The sequence below is a fragment of the Acidovorax sp. 62 genome, assembly GCF_002754495.1.
Lineage (GTDB): Bacteria > Pseudomonadota > Gammaproteobacteria > Burkholderiales > Burkholderiaceae_C > Acidovorax.
This window is the reverse complement of sequence record NZ_PEFJ01000001.1, coordinates 68480-94707: the sequence shown is the minus strand read 5'-3', so window position 1 is coordinate 94707 and position 26228 is coordinate 68480. Positions and strand designations below refer to the sequence as shown.

Genomic DNA, 26228 nt, shown 5'->3' with positions numbered 1-26228 from the left:
GCAAACTGCTGGACATGGGCGCGCGGGCTATCACTTCGCGGCCCCCACCTTCACCCGTGCATTCGGGTATTCGCCAAACATCTCGGGCGCATACATGGCCTCCACCCGGCTGGGGGGCAGGGCAAAGTCACCCACGTTGTTCAGGCGCACGGTGTATTCCATGGTGACGGTGCCCTTGGGCAGGTACTGGTAGTAGCTGCGAAAGGACTCAAAGCTGCGCTCTTCAAACGCGGCCCAGCCGCTGCCGCTTTGCTTTTCGCCCTGCGTGGCGATTTCCGAGTCACGGCCCAGGCCGCTGCCCAGGATGGTGGCGCCGCCCGGGATCGGGTCGGTGATGGCCACCCAGGTCATGTCGGCACTGGCGTTCACTTCCAGCTTCACGCGCAGCACGTCGCCACGGGTGTACTGGCCTGCAGGCAGCGACTTGTTGGCCTGCTCGACGGGGGTCACGGTCTTCTTGATGGAGTAGCCCGCCGCAAACGGCGCCTTCAACTCCACCGCTGCCACCGACTGCAGGGTGAGCCAGGGCTTGCCTGTGCCCTGGTGGGTCACCTCCAGTGCCTCTTTGCCACCGGCCTTGCCCCAGGGCAGGAACATGCTGTTGTTCTTCAGGTTGCCCGGTGCTGCGGGCGCGCCAAACCAAGTGGTCTGGTGGGTGGCGCCGCTGGCGTCGGTGGCCTTGATGCGCTCGACCTTGCTCCAGTCCACGCTGGCGTTGTTGCCGCCCATGGTCGCCTTGGTGGCGCCCGCCACGGGGGTGGCTTCAAACTTGGCGCTGAACTTCTCCAACGCCAGGCCGCCCCACAGGTTGGCGGTGGTGGTGTGCCAGGCACCAGCCTGCTGGCGGCTGATGAAGCCGTTGGCTAGGCGGCCCATGTCGTCCTTCCAGGTGGGGTCGTCCATCACGGCCAGCATCAGGCGTGCAGTGTTCACATCACCGTTTTGCATCAGCCACCACCAGTAGTCGTCCTGCTCGGTGCTGAAGATGAGCTTGGTGCCCTGGAACGACAGGCGCGCACGCAGGATCTGCATGGCCTCGGCCAAACGCTTGTCGCGCTCGGGCACATCGGCCACGCGCTTCAAAACATTCACCCAGTCGATGACCGAGTGCGTGGGCCACTGATTGGGCGCAATGGTGATGCTGCTGACCATGCGGCCCTGGGCCTTGCCGTAGCGCGACAGTGCTTCGATGGCAGCGAGCTTGCGCATGTCCAGGTCTTTGCGCGGGCTCCAGAAGTTGCGCTGGATGCGGCCCTCGATGAAGGCGATCAGGCCTCGCTCCATCGGTGCGCGGGCTTCGTCGGGCAGAGCAAAGGCGGGGTCGATGGCTGCGGCCTCGTGCGTGGCAGCCAGCACGTAGGCGGTGAGCGTGTCACTGCCGGTGTTGGCATCGCCGCTGCGTGGCGGGAAGTAGTTGGCCAGGCCGTCGCTGTCCAGGTACGTGGGCAGCTGCGCCACCACGGTCTGCCACAACTTGCCATCGCGCAAGCCCACGGCCTTGCTGGTCTTTTGCTCCAGGCAGGCAAACGGGTAGGCAGCCCACCAGTCGCGCACACCGGGCAGGCCTTCGGCCAACTTGGGTTGCAGCGACATCTTCAGCCCACCCCGGCCGGGGATGGCGTCTGCGGGCGGGGCAGCGTCCAGTGCGAACTTGCCATCCACCTGCACCAGCGTGGCCTGCTGCACCGTGAGCGGTACAGCAGGCACGATGCGCTGGCGGGCCTTCAAGGCATCGGTGGCGCCCGCCGTGGTGTCGCGCGCCTGGATTTCCCACAGGATGGCTTCGGCGCGGGTCTGCGCCAGCTGCGCGGGTGCGGTCACATCCCAAGCCACCTCGCGGGCTTCACCGGCAGGAATGTCGATGGTCTGAGGCTTGAGCTCCAGCAGCGTGGCGCGCGGTGCCACTTCGACCTTCATGGCCGCCTTGGTGGTGTTGCGCAGCGTGATCTGCGCACGGAAGCTATCGCCCTCGCGCACCAGTGGCGGCAGGCCGCTGATGATCTGCAAATCTTGCGTCGCCCGGATGCTGGTGCTGCCGGTGCCAAACAGGCCCGCAGACGCATCGGCCACCGCCACGATCTTGAAGGTGGTCAGGGCATCGTTGAGCGGCACCGTCACCTTGGCCTGGCCGTTGGCATCGAGCTGCACATTGGGGTTCCACAGCAGCAGCGTGTCGAGCAGCTCGCGCGTGGGCGAGCGGCCACCGCCACCGCCTGCGGGCACAGCCTTTTTGCCGTAGTGGCGTCGGCCAATGATTTCAGACTGCGCGGTCGCAGTCTGCACGCCCCAGCTACGGCGCTGCAGCATGGCTTCCAGCAGGTTCCAGCTGGTGTTGGGCATCAGCTCCAGCAGGGCCTGGTCTACGGCGGCCAGCGCCACCTCAGCATTGGCCGCAGGCTTGCCGCCGGGCAGCGTGGCGGTGATGGTGATTTGCGCCTTGCCGCGCACGGGGTAGCTCTCCTTGTCAGCCGTCACCTTCACATCGATCTGGTGGGCCTGGGTGCCCACGCGGATCTCGGCCAGGCCCAGGCGGAAAGCGGGCTTGGACAAATCGACCAGCGCCGTGGGCGCCTGGTATTCCTTGCCTTCGTACCAGAAGGCACTCCACCACTCGGTGGGCGCCTTGAAGCCCCAGGTAAAGAAGCTGTACCAAGGCACCTCGCGCAGGCGCCCGCGCAGTGCCAGCACGCTCACATACACGTTGGGGCCCCAGTCCGACTGCACCTTGAGGCTCACGGTGGGGTCTTGCCCATTGAGCTGCACCACATGGGTTTCGATGACGCCCTCACGCTCCACCGCCACCAAGGCGGTGGCAAAGCGAAACGGCATGCGCACTTGGAACTTGGCGGTTTCGCCCACCTGGTAACTCTTCTTTTCAGGCAGCAGGTCAATGCGGTCATGGTCCTCGCCACCAAACCACAGCTCGCCCTGGCGGGTGACCCACACGGACGAAGCGGCTTCGCTGGTGTTGCCATCGCGGTCGGTGGCGGTCACCACCAGCTCCACTTCGCCCGCCTCGTCCAGCTTGGCTTCGCACAGCAGCAGGCCCCGACTGTCGCTCTTGCCCGTACACACCGTGCCCAGGTCTTTGGTCGATGTCTGGTTGTCGTAGCTGTAGAAGCCGCCCACCATGCGCTTGCGCGTGGTGGTGGTGATGCGCGCCACGGCCTGCACCTGCAGCGCCGTGCCCGGCGCAGCCTGGCCGTTGTGCTGCAGGGCCAGGGCCTGGAAGCGGATCTTCTGGCTGGCCGATGCCCAGCCCTCGGTCTTGACCCCAGCCACCACGCCCGCTGGCCACAGGGTGTGGGTGCTGCGCAGGGTTTGCACCTCGCCATTGGGGTCGGCGTAGGTGGCCTCCAGCAGCAGGTCTTGCGGGCGGCGGGCCTGGGGCAGGTTGTCGATGCTCACCTTGCCTGTGCCGTTCTTGTCCAGCGTCAGCGGCAGCTTGTCGGCCACCACGCGGGCGTCCTGGCTGACGGCGGCTTCCTCGTCATCACCGGCCCCGGCCGATGCCCCCGCAGCGCCCTTCTGGCGCGGGGGGTTGAAGCTGAACATGTCGTAGTCGGGGTACTGCAGCGCCTTGTCACGCACCAGGGCCGACACGCGCACCGGCAGGTTGGCCGCGCCACCACCGGCCACGTAGTTGATCTGCACATCGGTAGGCACCGCACGGGCCCGCACCAGCGGCTTGCTGTCGGACGGGGCGATGCGCCCTTCCAGCACGGGCAGGCGGAACTCTTCCACCCGGAACTGGCCGGTGGCGATGGTGCCCCGGTCGTTGTCATTGTCACGCAGCTCAATGGTGTACTGGCCCAGCTTCGCCGCAGGCGGAATGGCGAAACTGTTCATCGCGCTCAAGCCGCCCGTGGGCGTGCGGCGCCACTGCACGGCTTGCTCAAACTGCTGCCCGCTGCCCACATGGGTGATGAGCAGGGTGCCAGGGCCGGACTTGGGAGTCTCCAGGCCCTTGCGCGATTCGTGGCGGTAGAAGTGCTTCATCGACACCGTCTCACCCGCACGGAACAGGGCGCGGTCGAGCAGGGTGTGGGCGCGCTGGTCGGGCTGGGCCTGGCTGCTGGTGGGCACATTGAAGCGCCAGGGCTCAATGCCCTTTTGCCAGTCGCTCCAGGTGAAGGCCATGTCTTCCACACCGCCCTCAGTGTGGCGGGCGCTCACGAAATAGGCCGACGAGCCCTGGGCGTAGTCTTCATTGGTGTTGCACGAGGGCGGCACGGGCGACAAGCCTTCGATGGTCGCCACGCCCTGCTCGTTGGTGATGGCCTGGGCCAGCTCGCGCCCGTTGCAGTCCGACACCCGCACCTTGGCACCCTGCATGGGCTTGCCCTTGTCCAGCGACGTCACCCAGACCACGGCGTTTTCACGCCCTAGCTTGAAGTGAACGCCCAGATTGGTGACCAGGGCCGAGGTGCGCACGTACATGGTGCGGCCCTCGCCATGGCGCTCGTCCAGCAGCGAGGCGCCCAGCTTTTGCGAGGCGATCTCCACCACATGGAAGCCCGGTGGCAGCGGAATGCCCACCACCTCGAACGGGCGCAGCTCTTTGCCGGTGACCTGCGGCAGATCCAGCGTCTTGACGCCGCCCTGCCCCGCCAGCAGCGAGAGCATGCGCGTTTGCACGTAGTCGCGGTCATCGTCCACCACCTTGGGCAGCGGGCCCTTCACATCCCGGGCGGCCACGCGGCGCTGGACGTTGTAGCTGTCGTAGCGGGCCACCTTGCGGAACCAGGCAATGATGTCTGCATCGGTGGACGGCTTGAGCGTGCTCACCTTGCCCGTAGGAGGTGTGAGCGATGTCGGCGCCACCATGCCGCCCGGCTGCAGGCCTTGCACTTTCAGGCCCGCCTCCACGTTGCGCAAGGTCACAGGCAGCAAGGCCGGGCCGTCGGCCCCTTCGGCAAAGCGCTCGACCACGCCAAAGGACGCGGCCGCAAACTTGGCCAGCGGCGGCATACCCGCCGTAGCCACCTTCAGCGGAAAGCTGGCGGCATTGCGCAGCGGCCGGCCTGCGGCGTCCTTGAAGTCCTTGGGCAACTCCACGGTGAACGAGGTCTGCTCGGGCAGGGGCGCATCGAACTGAATGCCGTTGACCAAGGCATCGGCATCCTTGTCACCCCCATCTTCGCGCCCATACGCAACCGCCTTGAGCGTCTCCTTGGCGGACTTGAGGCGAATCGCCATCGCCAACTTGCGCGGCACCGGGGCGTTGAACGACAGCACCATGGGCCGCAGCGGCAGGCAGGCAGCCTGGGCGTTTTCGCGTTCGCAATTGAACTCGGCCGAGAACGGCTCGCGCACTTTGTAGGTGAAGCGCTTTTCCACCGCATTCGCCACGCCGCTGGGCGTGGCCACGCCCTTGCCAAACACCAGTTGCAGTTGCGAGCCCGAGGTGAGCCGCCGGTTGCACGCCAGTGCCGGAAACTGCAGCGGGTCTTTGGCCGCCCGCTTGTCCAGCCCCAGCGACTTGAGGATGTCGCTGCGCTGCGCGCCTTCGATCATGCGCACGGGCACGCGCTCGCCCACCCCGTCCAGCGCGCACCACACGTTGGCCTGCACGCTCTCGGTGGTGGCGGGGCCATTGAGCTGCAGCACGAAGAACTGCTCTTCGTCGATCTGCTCGTAGGTATTGGGACGCACGCTTTGCACGAACGGCCCGCCGCTATTGAATTGATAGCTTTTAGCACCCGTCAATGCGGCGCCAGAGGCTGGTTTGAAGTCAGGCTTGACGGTGGCCGTACAGCGCATGCCGGGGGGCAGGTCGGCTTCAAAGTCAAACACCCACTCGCGCTCGCTGGTCCAGCGGCCCGTGCCCTTGGAGGCTGCAGCGTCGTTGCAGCTGATGGCCAGGGGCGCGGGCGCCTTGGGGTCGCCAAAATTCACCGCTGCCGCGTCGAACTTGGCCACCGCCTGGCGCACCCGCGCCACCTCGCCCTGCGGGCTGAAGCTGACGATCTGCAACGCCTGCGCCTGGGCGGCCCACAACAACCCGCCCAGCAGCAGTGCGCTGACCGGGGCTTTCCTCCAAAGTGTCTTCATTTGTGCTTTTTGCTCTTGCCTGCAAGGGCTCTGAGCGTAGCCGATACACCCGCTCAGGCGCCACCCTGCGCCGCCTGTCCAGAGTGTGAATGTGTGAGAAAGTGCTGCAGATGCCAGCACATGTGTGCACCCTATACTCCCGCGCAACAATTGGCGCTGCCAGGGCACCACACAGGGCCCGCACAGGCAGCGCACCCCGCGCAGGGAGGCGGGAGCACCACCATGGCCACACGTCCAACGGGCATCGATCCATCTGCCCAGCCCGCCAAACGGCCCGCGCCTTTCTGGCAGCGGCTCAACACCTTCTTCACCTTTCCGCTGCAATCCAAGCCGCTGATGTACAGCCTGCTGCTGGCGCTGTCCAGCATGCTGTTCAAGGTGATTGTCTTTTTGCCCGACGCGCTGGGCATCCTGATCCTGGAGATCGGCATCCTGCTGGCCGCTTCGCGCTACGGCTTCAAAGTCACGGCGCTGGGCTCGCGCGGGATCTACAAGGCCGAGGACTACCCCTCCGAGCTGGACCCCGACTGGAAAAACCTGCCCTGGAAGCTGTTCGCCATCCTGATGGTGCAAGGCTTCGTCGTGGGCTGGCTGCAGCGCCTGAGCCCCACCCTGGGCACCCTGGCCTGGCTGGCCGTGTGCTTCTTGCTGCCTGCCACGCAAATCGTGCTGGTGCAAACCTGCAGCTTTACGGAAACCCTGAACCCCGCCAACGCCTGGAACGCCGTGCGCACCATTGGCTGGACGTACCTGCTGCTGTGCCTGTTCCTCTTCTTGCTGAGCCAGGGCACCTTCATTGCGCTGGGCATGCTGCTGCCGCTCTTCAAGGGCTGGATCCTGCTGCCCATCGTCAACTGGGTGCTCATCTACTTCAGCTGGGTCATGGCCAGCCTGCTGGGCTATGCCATGTACCAAAACCACGAGGCATTTGGCATTGACCTGCTGCCCGGCGCAGGCCTGGACGACGACGAAACCCCGGTGGACCGCCGCACCCCCCGCCAGATCGAGCAAGACGCCATCGACGCCCAGGTGGCCGAGTTGGTCACCGCAGGCAACGTGACCGCCGCCGTGGCCATGGCCTACGAAGAGCAGCGCACCCGGGGCGAGGAAGTGCCCGCGCAGCGCCGTTACCACCGCGTGCTGGCGCTGGCCGAAGGCAAGACCGCCACGCTGCTGGACCACGCGCAGCGCTACATCCCGCTGCTGCTGCGCTCGGGCCAGAGCAGCGACGCCATCAAAGCCTTCCAGACCTGCCGCAGCAAGGATGCCGATTTTGTATTGCAAGACGCCGCCGCCACCCTGAACCTGGCCAAGGCCGCCTGGAATGCAGGCGACGCTTCGCTGGCCTTGGCGGTGCTGCAGGGCTTTGACCGCCGCTTCAAGGACCACGACAGCGTGCCCGCCGCCTACGAGCTGGTCGCCCGTGTGCTGCTGCAGGGCTTGAACCGCACCGACATGGCCCTGCGCGTGCTGGCCACACTGGAGTCCCGCCACCCGGATGCGGAAGCGACACGGGAGACGCGCTGGTTGCTGCGTAACCATTTGCCGCAGGGGGCTGCGGGGGGTTGATAGTGGAATTAGGCGCTAGTGCTTATGGAATAAGCGCTAGCAGCTATTGAATTGATAGTGATTGCCTGGACGCCCCGGCCCGTTCGGGCTGAGCCCGTCGAAGCCTGGGCTTATGGGCTGGTTTGGACGCATGCCTGTGCCAAGGGCGGGTGCCGGGATGTGCCCCCGGCGGGGCACCTTCTTTTCTTGCGTCGCCAAGAAAAGAAGGCAAAAGAAGGCGACCCCACTGTCTGCGTCCCTGCGCTTCGCTTCGGGCAACCTGCGGTGCTCGCGTCCAGCGGGGTCTCGCTCAAACTCGCTTCGTTTCACTGCGCTCAAACAGTCGCGAGCCCTGATCCGCTGGCCGCTGCGCTCCTCGGCGCATACAGAGGGGCTGGGCAGCCAACATCCATTCGGGCCATCGCTGCGCTCGGCCCCACTTCGCGGGCGCACGCGCTCCGCGCTGGGCCGATCAGGTCGAGCGCAGCGACGACCCGAACGGCTGTTTGGATGTTCGGCTGTTTGGCTATCCACCCCCTGTGGCTGCGCCTGCGTCGGGGCGGTTGCGGGGTGGCATGGGCGTCGAAGCGCCCATGCTTCGTCATCTGACTCGCCGTGGCTGTCCGAGCGGCGCTGCGCAGCAGCAAAGCGAGTTCCACGGCGCACCCCGCAACCGCCACGACGCAGGTTTGCCCCTTCGCAAAGCGCAGGGGTCGCAGACTTGGGGTCGCCCTTTCTTTGGTGACTTTCTTTCGGCGACGCGAAAGAAAGTTACTGCGCCGCCGGGCGCACTCCCCGGCTCCCGCCCTCAGCACAAGCATGCCACCAGATCAGCGAGCAAGCCCAGACTTCGACAAGCCCAGCCCGAACGGGTGAAAGATGCCGCACGCAATCACTATCAATTCAATAGCTGCCAGCGCTCATTCCACAAGCGCTAGAGCCAAATTCAACCCCAATCCACCCCCTACACCCCACCCAACACCTGCAACGCCGGACTCCCCGGTGCCAGTTGCTGCAACTGCGGCCCTAACAAAGCCGCCTGCTCCCGCCGCCCCGCATGGCACAGGGCAGACACCAACATGCCCAGCGTCTCACCCAACTCCGGATGCGTAGGCGCCGTCTTGTGCAAAGCGTTGAACAGCTTCTCCGCATCGCCCCACTGGTGCGCACGGGCAAAGCGGCGGGACAAGCGGGCCATGTCTTCCGGCTGCAAACGGGCGCCGGGCTTGGCTTTCTCAAAATACGTGCGATAGCTCGCGTGCTGAAACTGCAGCGTCTGCTCGTCATGCGCCTGCAGGCGGAAGATGCGCCGCGCAGCGCGGTGAAAGTCCTCGCTGTCGGGCCACAGCGACGCCGTCTTGAACCACGCGCTCAGCACCTTCTGGTCTTGCGGGCGCAGCTTGGCCGCTGCGCGCCACTGGCCCAAGGCCTGTTCAAACTTCATGCCCTGGGCTAGGCGCTGGGCGCTGGCTACGTGGGCGTCAAAGCCATCGTCGGCTGCGGCATCGGCCTCCTCCTGCGTCACCGGCACCTCCAGCGGCTTGCGGCGCACCAGCATGACCAGCGCCATGAGCGAAGCCCCGGCGAGCAAGCCGCCCAAGTGGGCCATGTAGGCCACGCCCTTGCCGCTGAGCCAGTGCTGCAGCAACTCGTTCGCAATCCACGCGGGCAGCAGCAACAACGCAGGGGCCGTGACGTAGTTGAAGTAGAAAAACAGCTGGTAGAAAAACCGCACCCGACGCAAGCGGTACAGCACGGCATACATGCCCATCAGGGCAGATACCGCCCCCGAGGCGCCCAAGCCATAACTGCCCATGCCCGCATAGGCCCAGCCCGCCAGCAGAGAGCCCCCCAGGCCGCCCAGCAGATAGAACGCCAGGTACAGGCCGCGCCCCAGCGCCAGTTCGACCGAGAAACCGAACAGAAACAAAAACACCATGTTGCCGATGAGGTGCCCGTTGCTGCCGTGCAAGAACGTGGCCGTGAGCCAGGTGACCGGGCGCAGCTCAGCATCTTTGGCATAGCTTTGCGCCCACTTGCGGGTGAAGGGAGCGGGCAGCCGGCCTTCGTACTGCGTGCGGGCGGACTTCCAGTCCATGTAGTGCGCGTCCTGCAAGGGCACAAAGCCCGGACTTTTCAGACGCTGCTGAAAGCCGTCTTCCTGCTCCATCCAGCGCAACAACATGCGGTAGTTGCCCGCCTTTTGCAGCGCACGGGCCTCCTTGAGGTGCTTGTCGCGGGTTTCCTCCAGCCAGGCCACAAAGCGGGGCACCTCAATGGCGGGCAAGGGGCTGGAAACGTAGTAGGTGGCAGCGCGGTCGCGGGCATTTTCTTCGCTGCGCTGGGGGCCCCAGAACACGATCATGTTGACCACGATCAACAGCACGGTCATCCACGGCGGGTTGCGCCAAGTGGGGCGGTGTTCCAGGGGTATGGCGTAAAACATCGGGCGATTTTGCGGGCATTTTGCGCAGCCGATGCAAAGCCGTTGAATGCGCGGTCTAAGGCGCCGGGTGTGTTGTGCCAAACGCCTCGGCCAGAGAGGCCACGCCTTTACCGTTGCGTTTGCTGGCGTATAAGGCGCGGTCGGCGCGGTCAATGAGTGCGGTGAGCGGCTCCGTGGGGTCGCCTTGGAACAAGGCCACACCAATGCTGGCGCTGGCAAGCACGTACTGGCCATCGTCCAGACCAATGGGGGCCACCAGCGACAGCAGCACCTTGTCGGCGACATCCATGGCGATCTCTGGGGTCGTGACGGCATTCAACACCATGGCAAACTCATCGCCCCCCAGCCGCGCTGCCGTGTCGTTGGCGCGGGCGAGCCCGGCCAGCCGCTGGGCCACGCGTTCGAGCACTTGGTCCCCTGCGCGGTGGCCCAGGCTGTCGTTAATGCCTTTGAAGCCGTCCAGGTCCACCAACAGCAATGCTCCCGCCCGCTGATCACGGTGTGCCGTCAGTACGGCCTGCGAAAGGCGGTCGTCAAACAGGCGGCGATTGGGCAGGCCGGTGAGCCGGTCGTGGCTGGCAAGGGCCAGCACCTGCTGGTGAGCGCGCACCAGCCGTGCGCTGAGCAAGCCCAGCAACAGCGCAAACGCATACGACAGCATGACCACCAGGGCGGGAACCCGCCCAGCAGCATGCCAGCCACCCGCAGGCACAGCGGCCAAAATCCAGTTGCCGCCCCCTGGCAAGGGCACATCCAAGGTGGCGGGTGCCTCGTCAAAAATTTGCGGGCGGCCCATGAATACGGCCCCCTGGGCGCCCATGGCATCGAGCCCGCGCGCAGCGATCTGAAAACCCATCTGCTCGGTGTTCAACCCGGCATCAGCAAACAAGGCGTCGGCATTCACCGTCAGGGAGACGATGCCCCAAAAGCGAGGCTCGGCCACCACAGCGGGCTGTGGAATGGAGGCGAGAAACACGGGCGTGCGACTGACAATGCCGAGCCCGCCCTGCACCAAGGTGATGGGCCCGGCCACCACGGTGCGACGGGTCTGGATGGCACGCTCCACAGCACCACGCTGCTGGGGGTTGTCCATGTAGCGCAAGCCCAGCGCCCGCTCATTGCCCAGACGGGGGTAGATGTCGCTGATGACGTTGTCAGGCGCCAGAGCCAGGTTGCGGATGTTACGTTGGTGCTCCAGCAGTCGCCCCACCACGGTGGCAAAGATTTCTGGCGACATGCCCCCCTGCGCAGCAATGAAGGCCGACACCGTCTCAGGCACCGAAAGGGTGCTCTGCAACTGGCGGTCCAGCCGATCGCGAATTTGCAGCAGCTGGCTTTGGGCCTGCGCCATGATCTCGGTGCGCGCCTTGGTGTGCGATATATCAATGACCAGCCACGCCAGCGCTGCGGCCAGCGCGGCGCTGCACAGGCCCACCACCAAAGGCAGGAAGCGATGCTGAATCCAGTTGGCAGGCAAGCGGTGGGTGGGCATGCAAGCTTTCTATGGTGACAAAGACCGACTAAAAGTCCGGGGCGCCGCAAGCCTCTTCACGCACCCCGGCCCTGCATTCAAACATGGATACCGCTGGGCAGCCGCACTGCGCACAGTGCGCGTCTGACCACACCAATCACCAAAGCGGACACCTGTGCCGCAGACCTCAGCGGACGGAGCACCTCTGCCCCGCCGGCCTGTTGCAGAGAGCACACACTGCGGACATAACAAAGACGCGACAAGATGAGCGGGCGCCGCCCTTATTGCGCCACAAACCCGCTGCTCTTGATGATGCGCGACCAGGCCTGGGTGTAGGCGTTCTGGCGCGTGGTCAGCTGCTGGGGCGTCATGTAGCCCACCGTCAGGCCCATGGTGGTGAGCTGGCTGTTCACCTCGGGCATGGCCACCACCTTGGCCAGCGCGTTAGAGAAATCGACCACAAACTTCTGCGGCGTGCCTGCGGGGGCGTAGATGCCGTAGTACGGGAGGTCTTCAAAACCCTTGAGGCCCAGCTCGTCAAACGTGGGCACATCGGGCATGGCGGCCTGGCGCTTGGTGCCCAGCACGGCCACCACATGCACCTTGCCCGCCTTGTGGTTCTCGATGAAATCCTGCACCGAGGCCACGCCCGCGCTGATCTGGTTGCCCAGCATGTCAGCCATCATGGGGGCGCTGCCCCGGTAGGGGGCAGAGACCAGGTCGATCTGGTACTTCTCGCCCACCAGCTTGACCAGGAACTCGGGCGTGGAGGCCGGGGCCGGGATGCCCACCGCGCCTTTGCCCTTGCCCTGCGCCTTGACCCAGGCCACGTAGTCGTTGAACGATTTGGCAGGAGTGCCGCCCGAGACAGCGAACGCGTTCACAAACGTGGCAAAGCCGCCCACCGAGACGAAGTCATGCACCGGGTCGTAGCCGGGGTTTTTGATGACCTGGGGCAGGATGGAGATGGTGTGGTCGTGCGACAGAAACAGCGTGTGGCCGTCGGCGGGCGATGCCTTGAGCGCCTGGGCTGCAATCTGGCCGCCCGCGCCGGGGCGGTTGTCCACCACCACGGGCATGCCCAGCTCGTCCTTGAGCTTTTCAGCCAGCAGGCGGGCGATGGCATCGGTACCGCCGCCGGGCGGAAAACCCACCAGAATGCGCACCGGCTTGGCCGACTGGGCAGATTGGGCCATCGCAAGCCCCATCGAGAGGGCGGCACCCAGCACCAGAGTGGCGCGGGCAGCACGCAGCAAACCGCTGCGGCGCGAGAGGAAGGATGTCATGCAAAGGCTCCCGAAGTGGTAGTGTCGCTTTGCAAAAATCAAGCCAAACGAGCGCGGTGGCGGACCAACTGGGCGCGCACCTGGGCCGGGGCCGTGCCGCCCAGCGTGTTGCGGGCATTGAGCGAGCCGCGCAGGCTCAGGCACTCATACACGTCCTTTTCGATCTGCGGGTGAAAGCCCTGCAGTACGTTCAGGGGCAGCTCGGACAAATCGCAGTTGTGCGAGGTGGCGGCTTTCACGGCATGGGCCACGGTTTCGTGCGCGTCGCGGAACGGCAGGCCCTTCTTCACCAGGTAGTCGGCCAGGTCGGTGGCGGTGGCGTAGCCCTTGAGCGCGGCCTGCTCCATGGCAGGCGCGTTGACGGTGATGCCACCTTCCTTCTTGCCGGTGGCGGGGTTCAGCTGGCCGCCCACCATTTCGGCAAAGATGCGCAGCGTGTCTTTGAGCGTGTCCACGGTGTCGAACAGCGGCTCTTTGTCTTCCTGGTTGTCCTTGTTGTAGGCCAGGGGCTGGCCCTTCATCAGCGTGATGAGGCCCATCAGGTGACCGACCACGCGGCCCGTCTTGCCGCGTGCGAGTTCGGGCACGTCGGGGTTCTTCTTCTGCGGCATGATCGAGCTGCCGGTGGTGAAGCGGTCGGCGATCTTGATGAAGCCGAAGTTCTGGCTCATCCAGATGATGAGTTCCTCGGACAGGCGGCTCACATGCACCATGCACAGGCTGGCGGCGGCGGTGAATTCGATGGCGAAGTCGCGGTCGCTCACGGCGTCCAGGCTGTTCTGGCACACCATGGGGGACCCGTTCGCATCCACCATGCCCAGGGTCTTGGCCACGCGCTCGCGGTCCAGCGGGTAGGTGGTGCCCGCCAGGGCAGCTGCCCCAAGGGGCAGCACATTGGTGCGGCGGCGCACGTCGGCCATGCGCTCGGCGTCGCGCTTGAACATTTCCACATAGGCGAGCATGTGGTGGCCAAAGCTCACGGGCTGGGCCACCTGCAGATGGGTGAAGCCAGGCAGGATCACCTCGACGTTTTGTTCGGCCACATCGACCAGCGACACCTGCAGCTCTTTGAGCAGGTCGCCAATCAAATCGATCTCGCCGCGCAGCCACAGGCGCACGTCGGTGGCCACCTGGTCGTTGCGACTGCGGCCGGTGTGCAGGCGCTTGCCCGCATCGCCCACCAGCTGGGTCAGGCGGGCTTCGATGTTCAGGTGCACGTCTTCCAGGTCCAGCTTCCACTCGAAGGCGCCGGACTCGATTTCCGACGTGATCTGGGCCATGCCGCGCTGGATGGAGGCATGGTCGGAGGCAGAGATGATGCCCTGCGCCGCCAGCATCTCTGCATGCGCCAGGCTGCCTGCAATGTCGGCCTGCCACAGGCGCTTGTCAAAGAAAACGCTGGAGGTGTAGCGCTTGACCAGGTCGCTCATGGGCTCGGAAAACAACGCAGACCAGGCCTGGGCCTTGGTGTCAAGCTGGTTGTGGGATGGCGCAGACGCGGCGTTGTTGGCTTGGCTGGAGGACATGGGAGGGCAATAATTGGATGGTTCAGACACCCGGACTGCCCGGATGCCGCAATGCAAAACACCCAAATTTTATCGACCCCGCCCCCCGCTCCGGCACAAGCGCCCTCTTTTGGGCCTGCGCAGCCGTCTGCGCAAGGGGGCAAAGCACCTGCGGGACGGGCTTTGGTGTTTGACGCCTGCCAACTGGGCGTGGTCCTGCGCGCCGTGCTGTTTGTGGAAGCCGTGGTGGGTGTGGGCACCATGTTCGGGGCCGAGACCTTTTACCAGTGGCTGGCCAATGTGGCCCTGATTACTGGCGGGGCCCTGCCCGCCACGCTGGCCTGGCTGGGCACGGCCTGCAGCATGAAAACGATGCTGCAGCGCCTGAGCACCGCCCACCAGTACACCGCGGGGGTGTTGCTGGGGGCGCTGGCAGGGGCCTATGCCTGCGCCATGCTCAAGCTCGCTGGGGTGGCCCCAGGCACCTCGCCCTGGCTGGCGAGCGCGGCCTCTGGGGCACTGCTGGCGGCCATGCTGGTGGCAGCGCTGGTGCTGCGCGCACGGGGCCGCACACCCGCAGCAACCACAGCGCGCCTCACGGAGCTGCAGTCGCGCATTCGCCCGCATTTTTTGTTCAACACCCTCAACAGCGCCATTGCCCTGGTACGCGAAGAGCCCGCCAAGGCCGAGTCGCTGCTGGAGGATCTGAGCGACCTGTTCCGGCATGCGCTTGTCGAGCAGGGCGAATCGGTCACGCTGGCCGAAGAAATCACCCTGGCCAAGCGCTATCTGGCCATTGAAGAAGTGCGCTTTGGCCACCGCCTGCAAGTGCAATGGAACCTGGACCCACGCACCGATGCCGCTCGACTGCCACCACTGCTGCTGCAGCCGCTGGTGGAAAACGCGGTCAAGCACGGGGTCGAGCTGAGCCCGCGCGGCGGCAAGCTGCGGGTGTTGACCGAACTGCGCGGTAGCCGCGTGGTGGTGCGCATCACCAACACTTTGCCGCCGTCGCACATCAAGACAGAGGGAATGTCGCGTGGCCACGGCATTGCGCTGGCCAATGTGCGCGCCCGCCTGGCGCTGCTGCACGATGTGCAGGGCGAATTCACCGCCGGGGTGCAGGATGGCCTCTACCAAGTGCGCATCACTCTGCCCGTAGAAGGCACCATGCGCCGTGCCCTGAAAGCCGAGCAAGCCCTGGCCGCACGCAAGGCACAACGCAAACCGCGCCGCCCCGCCCCCAGGCCCACCTCCAAAAGCCCTGCGCCATGAACATACTGATCGTTGACGACGAAGCCCTGGCCCGAAGCCGCTTGCGCACGCTGCTGAGCGACTGCGCCGACACCCTGCGTACCACCGTGGCCGAGGCCAGCAACACGGGCGAAGCCCTGGGCCTGCTCAGCCCCACAGGGGGGCGCGGGTTTGACGTGGTGCTGTTGGACATCCACATGCCAGGGCAAGACGGCCTGTGCCTGGCCCACGCCATACAGGCCCTGCCGCAGCCACCCGCCGTGGTGTTCGTCACCGCCCACGCCGACCATGCCGTGAGCGCCTTTGAGCTGGACGCGGTGGATTACCTCACCAAGCCCGTGCGCCGCGAACGCCTGCAACAGGCACTGGCCAAGGTGCAGCGCCTGCAGCGGCCTGCCACCCCGGCCGCCATCTCCACCGTGCCCGAGGGCGAGACCCTGGTCATTCAGGACCGGGGACGTACCGAGCGGCTGGCGCTGGCCGAAGTGCTGTACTTCAAAGCCGAACAAAAGTACGTCACCGTGCGCACTGCCACCCGCAGCTTCATCATGGATGGTTCGCTGAGCGAGTTGGAGACGCGCTACGGCACACGCTTCATGCGCATTCACCGCAACGCCTTGGTGGCCCGCCGTGCGTTGCGCGCGCTGGAGAAGCACTACGACCCCGAAGAAGGCGAAGGCTGGGCCGTGCGCCTGCAAGGCTCCACAGAGGTGCTATCGGTATCGCGCCGGCAAGTGGCGGCGGTGCGTGAGGAGCTCGCGCGATAAGCGCTTTGAAGCACTGAGCCCCTGCGCCAGCGCAAAGCAGCGTGCCAAGCGCCCGGCATAATCGCCCGCCATGCCACTGCCACGCACCTTCTTCCTCTTGCGCCTTGTGCGCCTGTGGGTGCTGGCGTGGTTCGTTGCCTCCATCGGCGCGGCGGTGGCATCACCGCTGGTGCATCCGCAGTCGCTCGAGGTCATTTGCTCGGGCTCGGGCGCCATCAAATGGCTGCTGCAAACCGACGACGGTGCGGTCGAGATGGGCGCGACAAGCATGGACTGCCCTCTGTGCGCGCAGGCCAACGGGGCCCCGCCACCGTCCCCTGCCCAGCCCCCGCTGCCCACCAGCACGCTGGCCCACGCAGTGCAACCTGTGCCCGCAGCGCGCATCGCTGCAGCCACAGCGGCGCCGCTGCCAGCGCGCGGCCCACCCTCTCTCCTCTGATCCGTTCGCTTTCTGCGTGCGCCTGACGGCATTGCCGTGGGGTACGCAGGCCTTCGTTCGTTTGCACGGCAGACCCCCACAGCAATCCCAGTAGCCATCCTGGGCGCCGCTGGTGGCTGCACTGCCGTTTTCAGAGTGCCTTATTCATGTCTTCCACTGCTTCGCGCCGCGCTGCGGCCTTGGGTGCCGCTGTGCGCCTGCCCCTTTTGAATGCCCCCCTTTGCACCCGCAAGGAGCCTCCCAACCCACGGAGCTCCCTGAGTTCCCCGGGCCCATTGAGCCCCCTCAGTGCCTGCCTTTCGGCGGCACTGGCCCTGTTGCCAATGCTGGCAACCCCCACAGCCCAGGCCCAAAACGCCACGGCGGCAGAGCCCCTCCCGGCCCTGCCTGTGGTGGAGGTGATGGGCAGCGGCGCCACGGCCAACGGCAAACTCCATCTGGACACCCCTGTGGACACGGGCAGCCGTCTGGGCCTGACGGCGCGTGAGAACCCAGCCTCCGTCACCGTGGTGGACCGATCCACCATCGATGCACGCGGCGCGCAGAACACGCAAGAGATCCTGCGGGCCATCCCTGGCGTGGTGGCGCACAACGCGCCCGGCTCCATGGCTGCGCACTACCGGGGCTTCACCGCCAACTCGGTGGCCCAGCTCTACAACGGTATCAACCCGCAGTACGGCAGCGCCACGCGCGCTGTCGACAGCTGGATCTACGACCGCGTGGAGGCCATTGGCGGGGCATCCAGCTTCCTGTACGGCTCGGGCGGCGTGGGCGGCTCCATCAACTACATCACCAAGACGGCCGAGCGCAGCGACTTTGCAGAAGGACAGTTGCGCCTAGGCTCGTACGGCCTGAAAGAGGTGTCCGTGGGGCTGAACCGCCGAATCGCAGGCGGCGAACAAAGCGCGAGCCCTGCGCACTATGCACGCGTCGACATCAACCACCGCGACGCAGGTAGCTGGACCCACGGTACCCAAACCCAGGCCACGCAGCTGGCAACCTCGCTGCTGTCGGACCTGGGCGGCGGCCTCACCCACACGCTGGCCTACGAGTACCAGAAGGACCATGTGGATCGCCCGTACTGGGGCACCCCGGTACTGAACCCCGCTGTGGGCGCTCTGGCCATTGACCCTGCAACGCGCTTTCAGAACTACAACAGCGCTGACGGCATGTATGAGCATCGCGTGCAGTGGCTGCGCTCTGTCGCGCAGTGGCGCATGTCCGATGCGCTACAGCTCAAGAACACGTTCTATGTGTACGACGCGCTGCGCGACTACCGCAACGTCGAGATCTACACCTTCAACGCCGCCAACACCGCCGTCACCCGCACCTCGCCTTACCTGCAGCGGCACGACCAGACGCTGGTGGGTGACCGACTGGAAGGCACGTACCAAGGCCAGTGGGCAGGCAAGAAAAGCGACTGGGCGTTTGGTATGGACGTGAGCGTGAACAAGCAGACGCGTTTTCCGTTCGGCCCCTCGGTCACCGTGAGCACAGTCAATCCGTACAACTTCACCACCGAGAACTTCTTCGACATTCCTGGCATGTCGCCCGCCCTGTCCCCTGACAAAGACAACAAGATCACCAACACCGCGCTGTATCTGGAAAACCGCACTCTGGTTACGTCGGGGGTGAACTTGGTCACCGCACTGCGGCATGAACGCATCGCGCTGGACCTGGTGAATCGCCGCGCCATCACAGCCACTGCGCCCTCAACGTTCAGCCGTAGCTACAGCCCCACCACGGGCCGTCTGGCTGCAGTGTGGGACATTGCTCCCGGCGCCAACCTGTATGCTCAAGCCTCCAACGCCGCCGATCCACCGTCGGGCTCGCTGGCTTCGGCGTCGTTTGCCGATGTGCGCAACAACAGTGAGCTGACCACAGGCCGCCAGGTCGAGGTGGGCAGCAAGTTCGACTTCTGGGGTGGCAAGGGCAGCGCCACGGTGGCAGTGTTTGACATCCGCCGCAAAAACATCGCATCGCAAGACCCATCCAACCCGAACCTGACAGTGCTCGTGGGCGAGCAGTCGTCCAAAGGGATCGAGCTGGCAGCGGGCATTCGCCCCACGCCGCAATGGCAACTGCAGGGGAATTTGTCGCTGATCCGCGCGCGGTATGAGAACTTTGTGCAAGGCGCCGTCTCGCGTGCAGGCAACGTGCCGCAGCTGGTGCCGCAGCAAGTGGCCAATCTGTGGGCGTCGTATGCCATCACACCCACCGTCACGGCGAGCGCAGGGGTGCGCCATATAGGCAAGGTGTATGGCAACGCGGCCAATACCAAGTTCTGGCCGTCGTACACGCTGCTGGACCTGGGGCTGGCCTGGAAGATCAACAAGACCACCACCCTCACGGGCCGCGTGCGCAATGCCACCGACCGCCTCTACGCAGAAGAGACACGCGACCAGGTCTACCTGGGCGCACCACGCACGCTGGACGTGACGCTGCACACCGCGTTTTAGAGGCAGAGGCTCACCATGCGGCATGCCAAACGCTGGCTCTATCTGGTTCACCGCTGGCTGGGGGTGCTGCTGTGCAGCTTCTTTGCCATGTGGTTCATCTCCGGCTTGGTGATGATGTACGTGGGCTACCCCAAGCTCACGCACACCGAGCGCCTGGAACACCTGCCGCCCTTGCGCGGCGTGCCTGTGGCGCTGGAGCCCGCGCAGGCGCTACAAGCGGCCGCTTTGGCAGGCCCGTTGCAGGAGTTGCGCCTGGCCGTGGCCAGCGGCGGGCGGGCGGTGTACCTGGCCACGCCAGCAGCGCCCGACGAGGGCGCGCAAGGCAAACGCACCCGCAATGCAGCCCCGGTGGTCATCGATGCCAACACCGGCGCCGTGCTGCGCGAGGTAACGGCCGAGCACGCCATGGCTTCGGCCCAAGCCTTTGCTGAGGCCAGTGCAGGCGGGGCCGGGCCACGCCATTTGGGGCAGATGGACGAGGACGCCTTCACCCACTCACGGGCGCTGGACATGCACCGCCCTCTGCATGTGCTGGCCTTGCCCGATGAGGCAGGCACCTGGCTCTACGTGTCAGGCACCACGGGCGAGGTGGTACGCGATGCACCGCGCACCGAGCGGCTGTGGAACTATGTCGGCAGCTGGATCCATTGGCTCTACCCCTTGCGCGGCAACGCCTTCAACGCCTACTGGGCCGACATCGTGAACTGGCTGTCCATCGCCGGCACGGTACTGGCCCTCACCGGCACGGTGGTTGGCGTGCTGCGCTGGCGCTTTGCAGGCCCGCGCTACAAAAGCGGGGCACGCTCACCCTACCCCGGCGCCATGCTGCGCTGGCACCACACGGTGGGCCTGCTGTTTGCGCTGGTGACCATCACCTGGATCTTCAGCGGCCTCCTGTCCATGAACCCCTGGAAGGTGTTTGACAGCGGCGCCCCCGCCTTGCGCACTGCGGCCATGCACGGTGGAGCGCTGCAGATCAGCACTGCGGCAAACACGCCGCTGGCTTCGGTGCAGGCCCTGCTGGCCAACGCCACCCCGAATACCCGTGAACTGCGCTGGGTGCGCACCGCAGGCCACACCCTGGTGCAAGCCTGGGGGTCTGCGGGCGCGCCCACCGTGCTACATGCGACCACCGCACGGCGCTACACCCTGGAGCCCGAAGCCCTGGCCGCCGCCGCCGCGCGCTTGCTGGATGCACCGATACAACGCATCGAAACCCTGACCGACTACGACCTGCATTACTACGACCGCGCCGCACACACCATGACCGGCGGCACCGACAAGCCCCTGCCGGTGCTGCGCGTGGTGTTTGCCGATGCGCATGCCACCTGGGTGCACATTGCCCCCCACACCGGCGCCGTGCTGGGCCGCACCGACAGCCACCGACGCACCAGCCGCTGGCTGTTTGGCATGCTGCACAGTTGGGACTGGCTGCCCCTGCTGGAGCGCCGCCCCTTGTGGGACGCCGTGATGATCTTGTTGTGCCTGGGTGGTGCGGCCCTGAGCCTGACCGGTGTGGTGGTGGGCTGGCGAAGACTGAGGCTCAAGTTGCGTACCTGGAGCCTGCCACGGCGAAACCCTGGGAGTTTTCTGCTTACCAAAAGTGTTTCCAATGGTTACACTGCGGCCGGCTCGTCCACGCACCCCGGTGCCAGGGCGTCTGCCCCACAGTCCAAAGCCCCAGGCTTCATCCATCAGAGAAAAACACGATGAAAAAAACCACAACTTTCACAGCCGCCGTGCTCATGACCCTGGCAGCGGGCGTTGCCATCGCCCAGGGTGGCTACAACCGCCCACCCGCAGGAGACAAGCAATATGCCCAGTGCCTGACGTACGCTGACCGTTTGTACGAGGGAGGCAATGAGCCAAGCCCTGTCAAAGGTCAAACCAAGGCACAGGCTTGGTGCACCTGCATGTGGAACGAGACCCCTGATGACTTCAAGGGCAATTTGGTCAAGTTTGCGGAAACCCGCAAAGGCAAGGAAACCAACAAGCTGTGCGAAAAGCACTCTGACTGGAGCGAGTAAGCGCCACGGTGCCCCGGCGCCTGTGCCCAATAAAAAAGCTGCCCCATGGCAGCTTTTTTATTGGGCGTGGCAACCAAGCCCTTGCGCGGGTGTGCGCCCCAAACAGCAGCTTAAAAATCAGCCACTCACCCCTTGCTGCGCAACGTACGGCTCAGCAAGATCACCGGCACCAGCCCCACGGCCACCAGCGCCAATGAGGGCAATGCGGCCTCACCCAGGCGCTCGTCGCGCGCCAGCTGGTAGGCCACCACGGCCAGGGTGTCGCTGTTGAAGGGGCGCAGCACCATGGTGGCAGGCAGCTCTTTCATCACGTCCACAAACACCAGCAGCGCGGCGGCAGCGGTAGAGCGGCGCAGCAAGGGCCAGTGCACCCGCGCCATGAGCCCCACACTCCCCATGCCCAGCATGCGGGCGGAGTCGTCCAGGCTGGCCGGTATGCGCGCATAGCCGCTTTGCACCGACTGCAGCGCCACAGCACAAAAGCGCACCAGGTACGCCCACACAATGCCCACCGCCGTGGCCGTGACCAGGGCACCAATGCCCCACTGCGGCGCCGCCGCCTGCAGCCAGCCCACGGGCAGCAGCAAGCCCACCACAATCACAGCGCCCGGCACGGCATAACCCAGGCTGGCCAGCTGCACCACGCCACGCGTCACTCCATCGGGGCGGCGGCGCACAGCAAAGGCCAGCACCAGGGCCAGGGCCACGGCGATGGCGGACGTGATGCCCCCCAGGCGCACGCTGTGCCAGGCCCACTCCACAAACCGATCCCACGGCAGCACCGACCAATCGGCCGCCAGCGGGCGCAGCATGAACACGATGGGTGCCACAAAACCCATGAGCACAGGCACCACGCACACCACCCAGGCCAGCACGCGCGAGCCGCCGCGCAGCACCAGCGGCTGCGCCTCGGATGAGCCCGCACGCCCCACCCCCCCGGCGGCAAAGCGCATGCGTTTTTGGGCCCGGTGCTCCAGGTGCAGCAGGGCCAGCACCACCACCAGCAGCATGGTGGCCAGCTGCGCTGCCGCCAGGCGGTTGTCCATCGACAGCCAGGCTTTGTAGATGCCGGTGGTGAAGGTTTGGATGCCGAAGTAGCTGGCCACGCCAAAGTCGGCCAGGGTTTCCATCAGCACCAGTGCCACCCCCGCCGCCACCGCCGGGCGGGCCAGGGGCAGGGCCACAGCGCGGATGCGGCGCGGCAGCGGCGCGCCCAACAGGCGGGCAGCCTCCATGAGTTGCGCAGCGCGCTCACCCAACGCCGTGCGCGCCAGCAAGTACACATAGGGGTACAACGCAAAGATGAACACCCACACCGCGCCGCCCAGGCTGCGCACCTCGGGCAGCAGGCGCCCCTCCAGCCCAAAGGCGTTGCGCAGGCCCACCTGCAGCGGGCCGCTGAACTGCAAAAAGTCGGTGTACGCGTAGGCCGTGACGTAGGCTGGCATGGCCAAGGGCAGCAGCAGCAGCCATTCAAACGTGCGGCGCCCCGGAAAATCAAACAGCGTCACCGCCGCCGCGGCGCCCGTGCCCACCACGGCCGCGCCCAGGGCGACCATCACACTCAGCCACAGCGTGGTGAGCACATAGCCCGGCAACACGGTGGCGGCCATTTCGCGCAGGATGCCGCCCGCCTGTGCGTCGCCCTGCCCAAAAGGCAACCAGGACGCCAAAACAGCCAGCACCGGCAAGGCGAGCACGCCAGCGAGTAGGATCAAAGCCAGGGAACGTAAAGCAAAGGGGCTGCGGCGCAAAGCAAACAATCTGTGGAAGCGAGGTAAGAAGGCAGCGGCAATAGCCGCCCGTGTGCGCGGCAAGGCCCGTGTGAGCACCGCAACGGCAAGGATGCAAATGCGAATTTTAAGCATTCGCCCCCAGCCACCTAGAATGGCGGCATGTTTTTAGAGGTCTCCCAACTCGATGTGCGCTACGCGGGCCGCGCACAGGCGGCTGTCCAAGGCGTCTCGCTGGGCCTGCATGCAGGCGATATTGGCGTGCTGATTGGCCCCTCCGGCTGCGGCAAAACCACACTGCTGCGCGCTGTGGCGGGGCTGGAGCCCGTCTCGGGCGGCGAGATCCGGCTGACCAAGGAAGTGGTGGGCAGCGCCACGCGCAGCGTGCCGCCCGAACAGCGCCGTATTGGCATGGTGTTTCAGGACTACGCACTGTTCCCTCACCTCTCGGTGGGCCGCAATGTGGCCTTTGGCATCCACCAATTGCCGCGTGCCCAACAAGCGGCGCGCGTGGCCGAGGTGCTGGAGCTGGTGGGCCTGGCAGGCAGCGAAAACCGCTATCCCCACGAGCTATCGGGCGGCCAGCAGCAGCGTGTGGCCCTGGCCCGAGCGCTGGCGCCCCGCCCCCAGCTCATGCTGCTGGACGAGCCTTTCTCCAACCTCGACGTAGACCTGCGCGAGCGCCTGGCGCACGAGGTGCGCGGCATCCTCAAGGCGGCCGGGGCCACCGCGCTGTTCGTCACCCACGACCAGTTCGAGGCCTTTGCCATTGGCGATGTGATTGGCGTGATGCACGAAGGCCACCTGCACCAGTGGGACGACGCCTACACCCTGTACCACCGCCCGGCCACCCGCTTTGTGGCCGACTTCATCGGCCACGGTGTGTTTGCCCCGGCCACACTGGTGCAGCGCGGCAGCAACGTAGTGGCACAAACCCCCCTGGGTGATTTGACCGACCTGGCCGAATGCCCCTTGCCCAGCAGCTACCCCGGCGGCGAGTGCGATGTGCTGCTGCGCGCCGACGACATCGTGCACGACGACCAGGCCCCCGTGCAGGCGCAAATCGTGCGCAAGGCGTTCCGCGGCTCGGAGTTTTTGTACACCCTGCAGCTGAGCAGCGGCCTGCAGGTGATGGCCCATGTGCCCAGCCACCACGACCACGCCGTGGGCGAGTGGATCGGCATCAAGGCGCAGGTGGACCATGTGGTGACGTTTGCGCGCGGGGCCTGACTGGCACTAGCGGTTCACGATCAAATAGTGCTCTAGCGCTTGATACACAAGCGCTAAAAGCTATATTTTCAATAGCAAAACACCACACACCCGCCTCAAAAGCAAACAAATTGTCACAAATGGCAGGCCCAATACCTCTGGGCGATGTTGCCCGTTGAGCCCCCTACCTGCGCACCGCAGTGCTGGCGCCCAGCCTGCCGCCACCAGCGGCTGAGCAATGCGCCACAAAGGGGCGAAAGCACCTGCCATGACCGCTTTTGTTGACACCCGTCCACGCACCACCAACATCCTGGGCCGCCGCCTGCTGGCCACTTTCATTGCTGTTCTGCTGCTCACGCTGGCGGGCTCGGCCATAGGCATCTGGTCGCTGCGCACGGTCGATGCGGCCACCCGCCACGCCATCGAAGACAACGTGGTGACCGAGCGCCTGGTGGCCGACGCCTACCGACTGCAGTCCATCAATGCCGAGCGCTACAAGGCCATGGCCTTGAGTTCCGAGCCTGAAGTGGGCGAGATTCTGGCGGCCGACATTGGCCGCACCCAGGCCCAGTACAGCGACCTGATTGCCCAACTGGCCAGCCGCCTACAGGCCCCTGCTGAGCAGGCCTTGCTGACCGACACCCAGAACAAAGCGCAGGATTTTCAGGTCGCCGTGAAGGAGCTGGTGACCGCCCGCGACTTTGGCCTGACCGAGCGCATCCGCAAGGTGTTTGCCGAGCGCTTTGAGCCCAGCGCCGCCGCCCTGCTGGGCGCCTTGCAGCAACTGGCCCAATCGCAGCGCAACGCCATTGACGCCGCAGGCGCCCACATCGCCCAGCGCAGCCACAACGCCCAGTGGGCGCTGGCCCTGTTTTGCACGGCGGCGCTGTTGCTGGGCAGCGTGCTGACCTGGTGGCTGGTGCGCAGCATCTCGCGCCCCATCGGCGTGGCCAGCGCTACGGCGCAGCGGGTCTCCAGCCTGGACCTGCGCCAAGACATTGCGGGCCACGAACGGGACGAAGCGGGCCAGCTGCTGCTGGCGCTCAACACCATGCAAGAAGCCCTGCGCACGCTGGTGACGCAGGTGCGCCAATCGGCCCACAACGTGCGCCTGGCAGCCCACGAAATGGCGCAGGGCAATGCCGACCTGTCGGAGCGCACCGAGGGCACGGCATCAAGCCTGCAACAGACGGCCGCCGCGCTGGAGCAGGTGACACAGCGCCTGCAGCAATCCACCGAAACCGCCCAGCGCGCAGAGCAGATGGCCAGCCAGGCATCGGCCGTGGCCCAGGAAGGCGGCGCTGCAATGGCCCAAATCATCGAGACCATGCAGGGCATCCAGCGGTCATCGCGCAAGGTGGAAGAGGTCACGGGGGTGATCGACAGTATTGCCTTCCAGACCAACATCCTGGCGCTGAACGCCGCCGTGGAAGCCGCCCGCGCTGGCGAGGCAGGCCGTGGCTTTGCCGTGGTGGCGGCCGAGGTGCGCCAGCTGGCCATGCGTGCGGGCGCTGCCGCCCGCGAGATCAAAGGGCTGATCGCCTCATCAGCCCACAGCGTGGAAGCCGGCACCACCCTGGTCAACGGCGCGGGCCACACCATGGGGCATATCGTGGAGTCGATCCGCAACGTGGCGGGCATGATCAGCGACATCAGCGCCGCCACCCATTCGCAAACCCGCGACATCCACGACATCAACACCGCCGTGGCGCGGCTGGACGAGATGACGCAGCAAAACTCGGCCCTGGTGGAAGAGTCTGCTGCCGCATCGGAAGGGCTGCGCCACCAGGCCAATGACCTGACGCACCTGATCAGCCAGTTTGTATTGCCTGCGGAGCGGGCCGAGCCGCTTCAGATGCGCGATCCGTTGCGCAATCAGATACGTAACGGGCTGCCCGCACTGCCAAGGCCTTGAACGCGGACAGCCCAGCGGGCACGTCCAGCACAAGCCCCATGCGCAGGACCCACTGCAAACCCACGCTCCGTCCACGGATGCGTGGGCCAATCCGCATGTGAGTTCGCAGGACCCA

15 protein-coding genes are annotated in these 26228 nt (G+C 65.8%); 9 read left to right on the top strand and 6 right to left on the bottom strand.

Annotation, left to right across the window (positions count from 1 at the left end):
- Positions 1 to 30: 30 nt before the first annotated feature.
- On the bottom strand, positions 31 to 6054 hold the full coding sequence (locus tag CLU86_RS00390; protein ID WP_099740180.1) for an alpha-2-macroglobulin: 6024 nt from the start codon (positions 6052 to 6054) through the stop codon (positions 31 to 33).
- 222 nt (positions 6055 to 6276) lie between these two features.
- On the opposite strand from CLU86_RS00390, the gene CLU86_RS00385 reads away from it, so the two are divergent.
- Positions 6277 to 7623: a tol-pal system YbgF family protein gene (locus CLU86_RS00385; RefSeq protein ID WP_099743192.1), complete on the top strand. Its 1347-nt coding sequence runs from the start codon at positions 6277 to 6279 to the stop codon at positions 7621 to 7623.
- Positions 7624 to 8566: 943 nt separating this feature from the next.
- Here the strand turns inward: CLU86_RS00385 and CLU86_RS00380 are convergent.
- The 4 genes from CLU86_RS00380 to argH form a co-directional block, all read right to left on the bottom strand.
- On the bottom strand, positions 8567 to 10048 hold the full coding sequence (locus CLU86_RS00380; protein ID WP_099740179.1) for a rhomboid family intramembrane serine protease: 1482 nt from the start codon (positions 10046 to 10048) through the stop codon (positions 8567 to 8569).
- Positions 10049 to 10103: 55 nt separating this feature from the next.
- Positions 10104 to 11540: a diguanylate cyclase domain-containing protein gene (locus CLU86_RS00375; protein ID WP_099740178.1), complete on the bottom strand. Its 1437-nt coding sequence runs from the start codon at positions 11538 to 11540 to the stop codon at positions 10104 to 10106.
- A 260-nt stretch (positions 11541 to 11800) separates the two neighbouring features.
- Positions 11801 to 12805 (bottom strand): Bug family tripartite tricarboxylate transporter substrate binding protein, encoded by a 1005-nt coding sequence (locus CLU86_RS00370; protein WP_099740177.1) that lies wholly within the window; start codon positions 12803 to 12805, stop codon positions 11801 to 11803.
- A gap of 38 nt (positions 12806 to 12843) precedes the next feature.
- Complete coding sequence (gene argH / locus CLU86_RS00365; protein ID WP_099740176.1) at positions 12844 to 14331, bottom strand: argininosuccinate lyase; 1488 nt, start codon at positions 14329 to 14331, stop codon at positions 12844 to 12846.
- A 51-nt stretch (positions 14332 to 14382) separates the two neighbouring features.
- On the opposite strand from argH, the gene CLU86_RS00360 reads away from it, so the two are divergent.
- The 6 genes from CLU86_RS00360 to CLU86_RS00335 all read left to right on the top strand — a co-directional run bounded on the left by CLU86_RS00360 (position 14383) and on the right by CLU86_RS00335 (position 21256).
- Positions 14383 to 15585, top strand: coding sequence for a sensor histidine kinase (locus tag CLU86_RS00360; RefSeq protein WP_099740175.1), 1203 nt, complete (start codon positions 14383 to 14385; stop codon positions 15583 to 15585).
- Entirely contained in the window at positions 15582 to 16331 is a 750-nt protein-coding gene (locus CLU86_RS00355) for a LytTR family DNA-binding domain-containing protein (RefSeq protein WP_099740174.1), read from the top strand. Before CLU86_RS00360 ends, CLU86_RS00355 begins: the two co-directional genes overlap by 4 nt.
- A 70-nt stretch (positions 16332 to 16401) precedes the next feature.
- On the top strand, positions 16402 to 16770 hold the full coding sequence (locus tag CLU86_RS00350) for a DUF2946 family protein (RefSeq protein ID WP_099740173.1): 369 nt from the start codon (positions 16402 to 16404) through the stop codon (positions 16768 to 16770).
- Between the two features lie 323 nt (positions 16771 to 17093).
- Positions 17094 to 19229, top strand: coding sequence for a TonB-dependent siderophore receptor (locus CLU86_RS00345; protein ID WP_233194714.1), 2136 nt, complete (start codon positions 17094 to 17096; stop codon positions 19227 to 19229).
- A 15-nt stretch (positions 19230 to 19244) separates the two neighbouring features.
- The gene (locus CLU86_RS00340) at positions 19245 to 20942 is read left to right on the top strand and encodes a peptidase (RefSeq protein WP_099740172.1); all 1698 of its coding nucleotides are present in this window, start codon (positions 19245 to 19247) and stop codon (positions 20940 to 20942) included.
- On the top strand, positions 20939 to 21256 hold the full coding sequence (locus CLU86_RS00335) for a hypothetical protein (protein ID WP_099740171.1): 318 nt from the start codon (positions 20939 to 20941) through the stop codon (positions 21254 to 21256). The genes CLU86_RS00340 and CLU86_RS00335 overlap by 4 nt, the downstream gene beginning before the upstream one ends.
- 125 nt (positions 21257 to 21381) lie before the next feature.
- Here the strand turns inward: CLU86_RS00335 and CLU86_RS00330 are convergent, their stop codons facing one another.
- Positions 21382 to 23010 carry an iron ABC transporter permease gene (locus CLU86_RS00330; protein ID WP_099743190.1) on the bottom strand — a complete coding sequence of 543 codons (1629 nt, stop codon included), beginning with the start codon at positions 23008 to 23010 and terminating at the stop codon, positions 21382 to 21384.
- A 141-nt stretch (positions 23011 to 23151) separates the two neighbouring features.
- Between CLU86_RS00330 and CLU86_RS00325 the strand changes: the two genes are divergently transcribed.
- Positions 23152 to 24219 (top strand): ABC transporter ATP-binding protein, encoded by a 1068-nt coding sequence (locus CLU86_RS00325; protein ID WP_099740170.1) that lies wholly within the window; start codon positions 23152 to 23154, stop codon positions 24217 to 24219.
- 247 nt (positions 24220 to 24466) lie between these two features.
- Positions 24467 to 26113, top strand: a complete 1647-nt coding sequence (locus tag CLU86_RS00320; RefSeq protein ID WP_099743189.1) for a methyl-accepting chemotaxis protein — start codon at positions 24467 to 24469, stop codon at positions 26111 to 26113.
- Positions 26114 to 26228 lie beyond the last annotated feature (115 nt).

Coding starts and splice junctions, on each gene's coding strand:
- CLU86_RS00390 (WP_099740180.1), bottom strand. CDS start 6,054: ATGAAGACACTTTGGAGGAAAGCCCCGGTCAGCGCACTGCTGCTGGGC.
- CLU86_RS00385 (WP_099743192.1), top strand. CDS start 6,277: ATGGCCACACGTCCAACGGGCATCGATCCATCTGCCCAGCCCGCCAAA.
- CLU86_RS00380 (WP_099740179.1), bottom strand. CDS start 10,048: ATGTTTTACGCCATACCCCTGGAACACCGCCCCACTTGGCGCAACCCG.
- CLU86_RS00375 (WP_099740178.1), bottom strand. CDS start 11,540: ATGCCCACCCACCGCTTGCCTGCCAACTGGATTCAGCATCGCTTCCTG.
- CLU86_RS00370 (WP_099740177.1), bottom strand. CDS start 12,805: ATGACATCCTTCCTCTCGCGCCGCAGCGGTTTGCTGCGTGCTGCCCGC.
- argH (WP_099740176.1), bottom strand. CDS start 14,331: ATGTCCTCCAGCCAAGCCAACAACGCCGCGTCTGCGCCATCCCACAAC.
- CLU86_RS00360 (WP_099740175.1), top strand. CDS start 14,383: ATGCAAAACACCCAAATTTTATCGACCCCGCCCCCCGCTCCGGCACAA.
- CLU86_RS00355 (WP_099740174.1), top strand. CDS start 15,582: ATGAACATACTGATCGTTGACGACGAAGCCCTGGCCCGAAGCCGCTTG.
- CLU86_RS00350 (WP_099740173.1), top strand. CDS start 16,402: ATGCCACTGCCACGCACCTTCTTCCTCTTGCGCCTTGTGCGCCTGTGG.
- CLU86_RS00345 (WP_233194714.1), top strand. CDS start 17,094: ATGCTGGCAACCCCCACAGCCCAGGCCCAAAACGCCACGGCGGCAGAG.
- CLU86_RS00340 (WP_099740172.1), top strand. CDS start 19,245: ATGCGGCATGCCAAACGCTGGCTCTATCTGGTTCACCGCTGGCTGGGG.
- CLU86_RS00335 (WP_099740171.1), top strand. CDS start 20,939: ATGAAAAAAACCACAACTTTCACAGCCGCCGTGCTCATGACCCTGGCA.
- CLU86_RS00325 (WP_099740170.1), top strand. CDS start 23,152: ATGTTTTTAGAGGTCTCCCAACTCGATGTGCGCTACGCGGGCCGCGCA.
- CLU86_RS00320 (WP_099743189.1), top strand. CDS start 24,467: ATGACCGCTTTTGTTGACACCCGTCCACGCACCACCAACATCCTGGGC.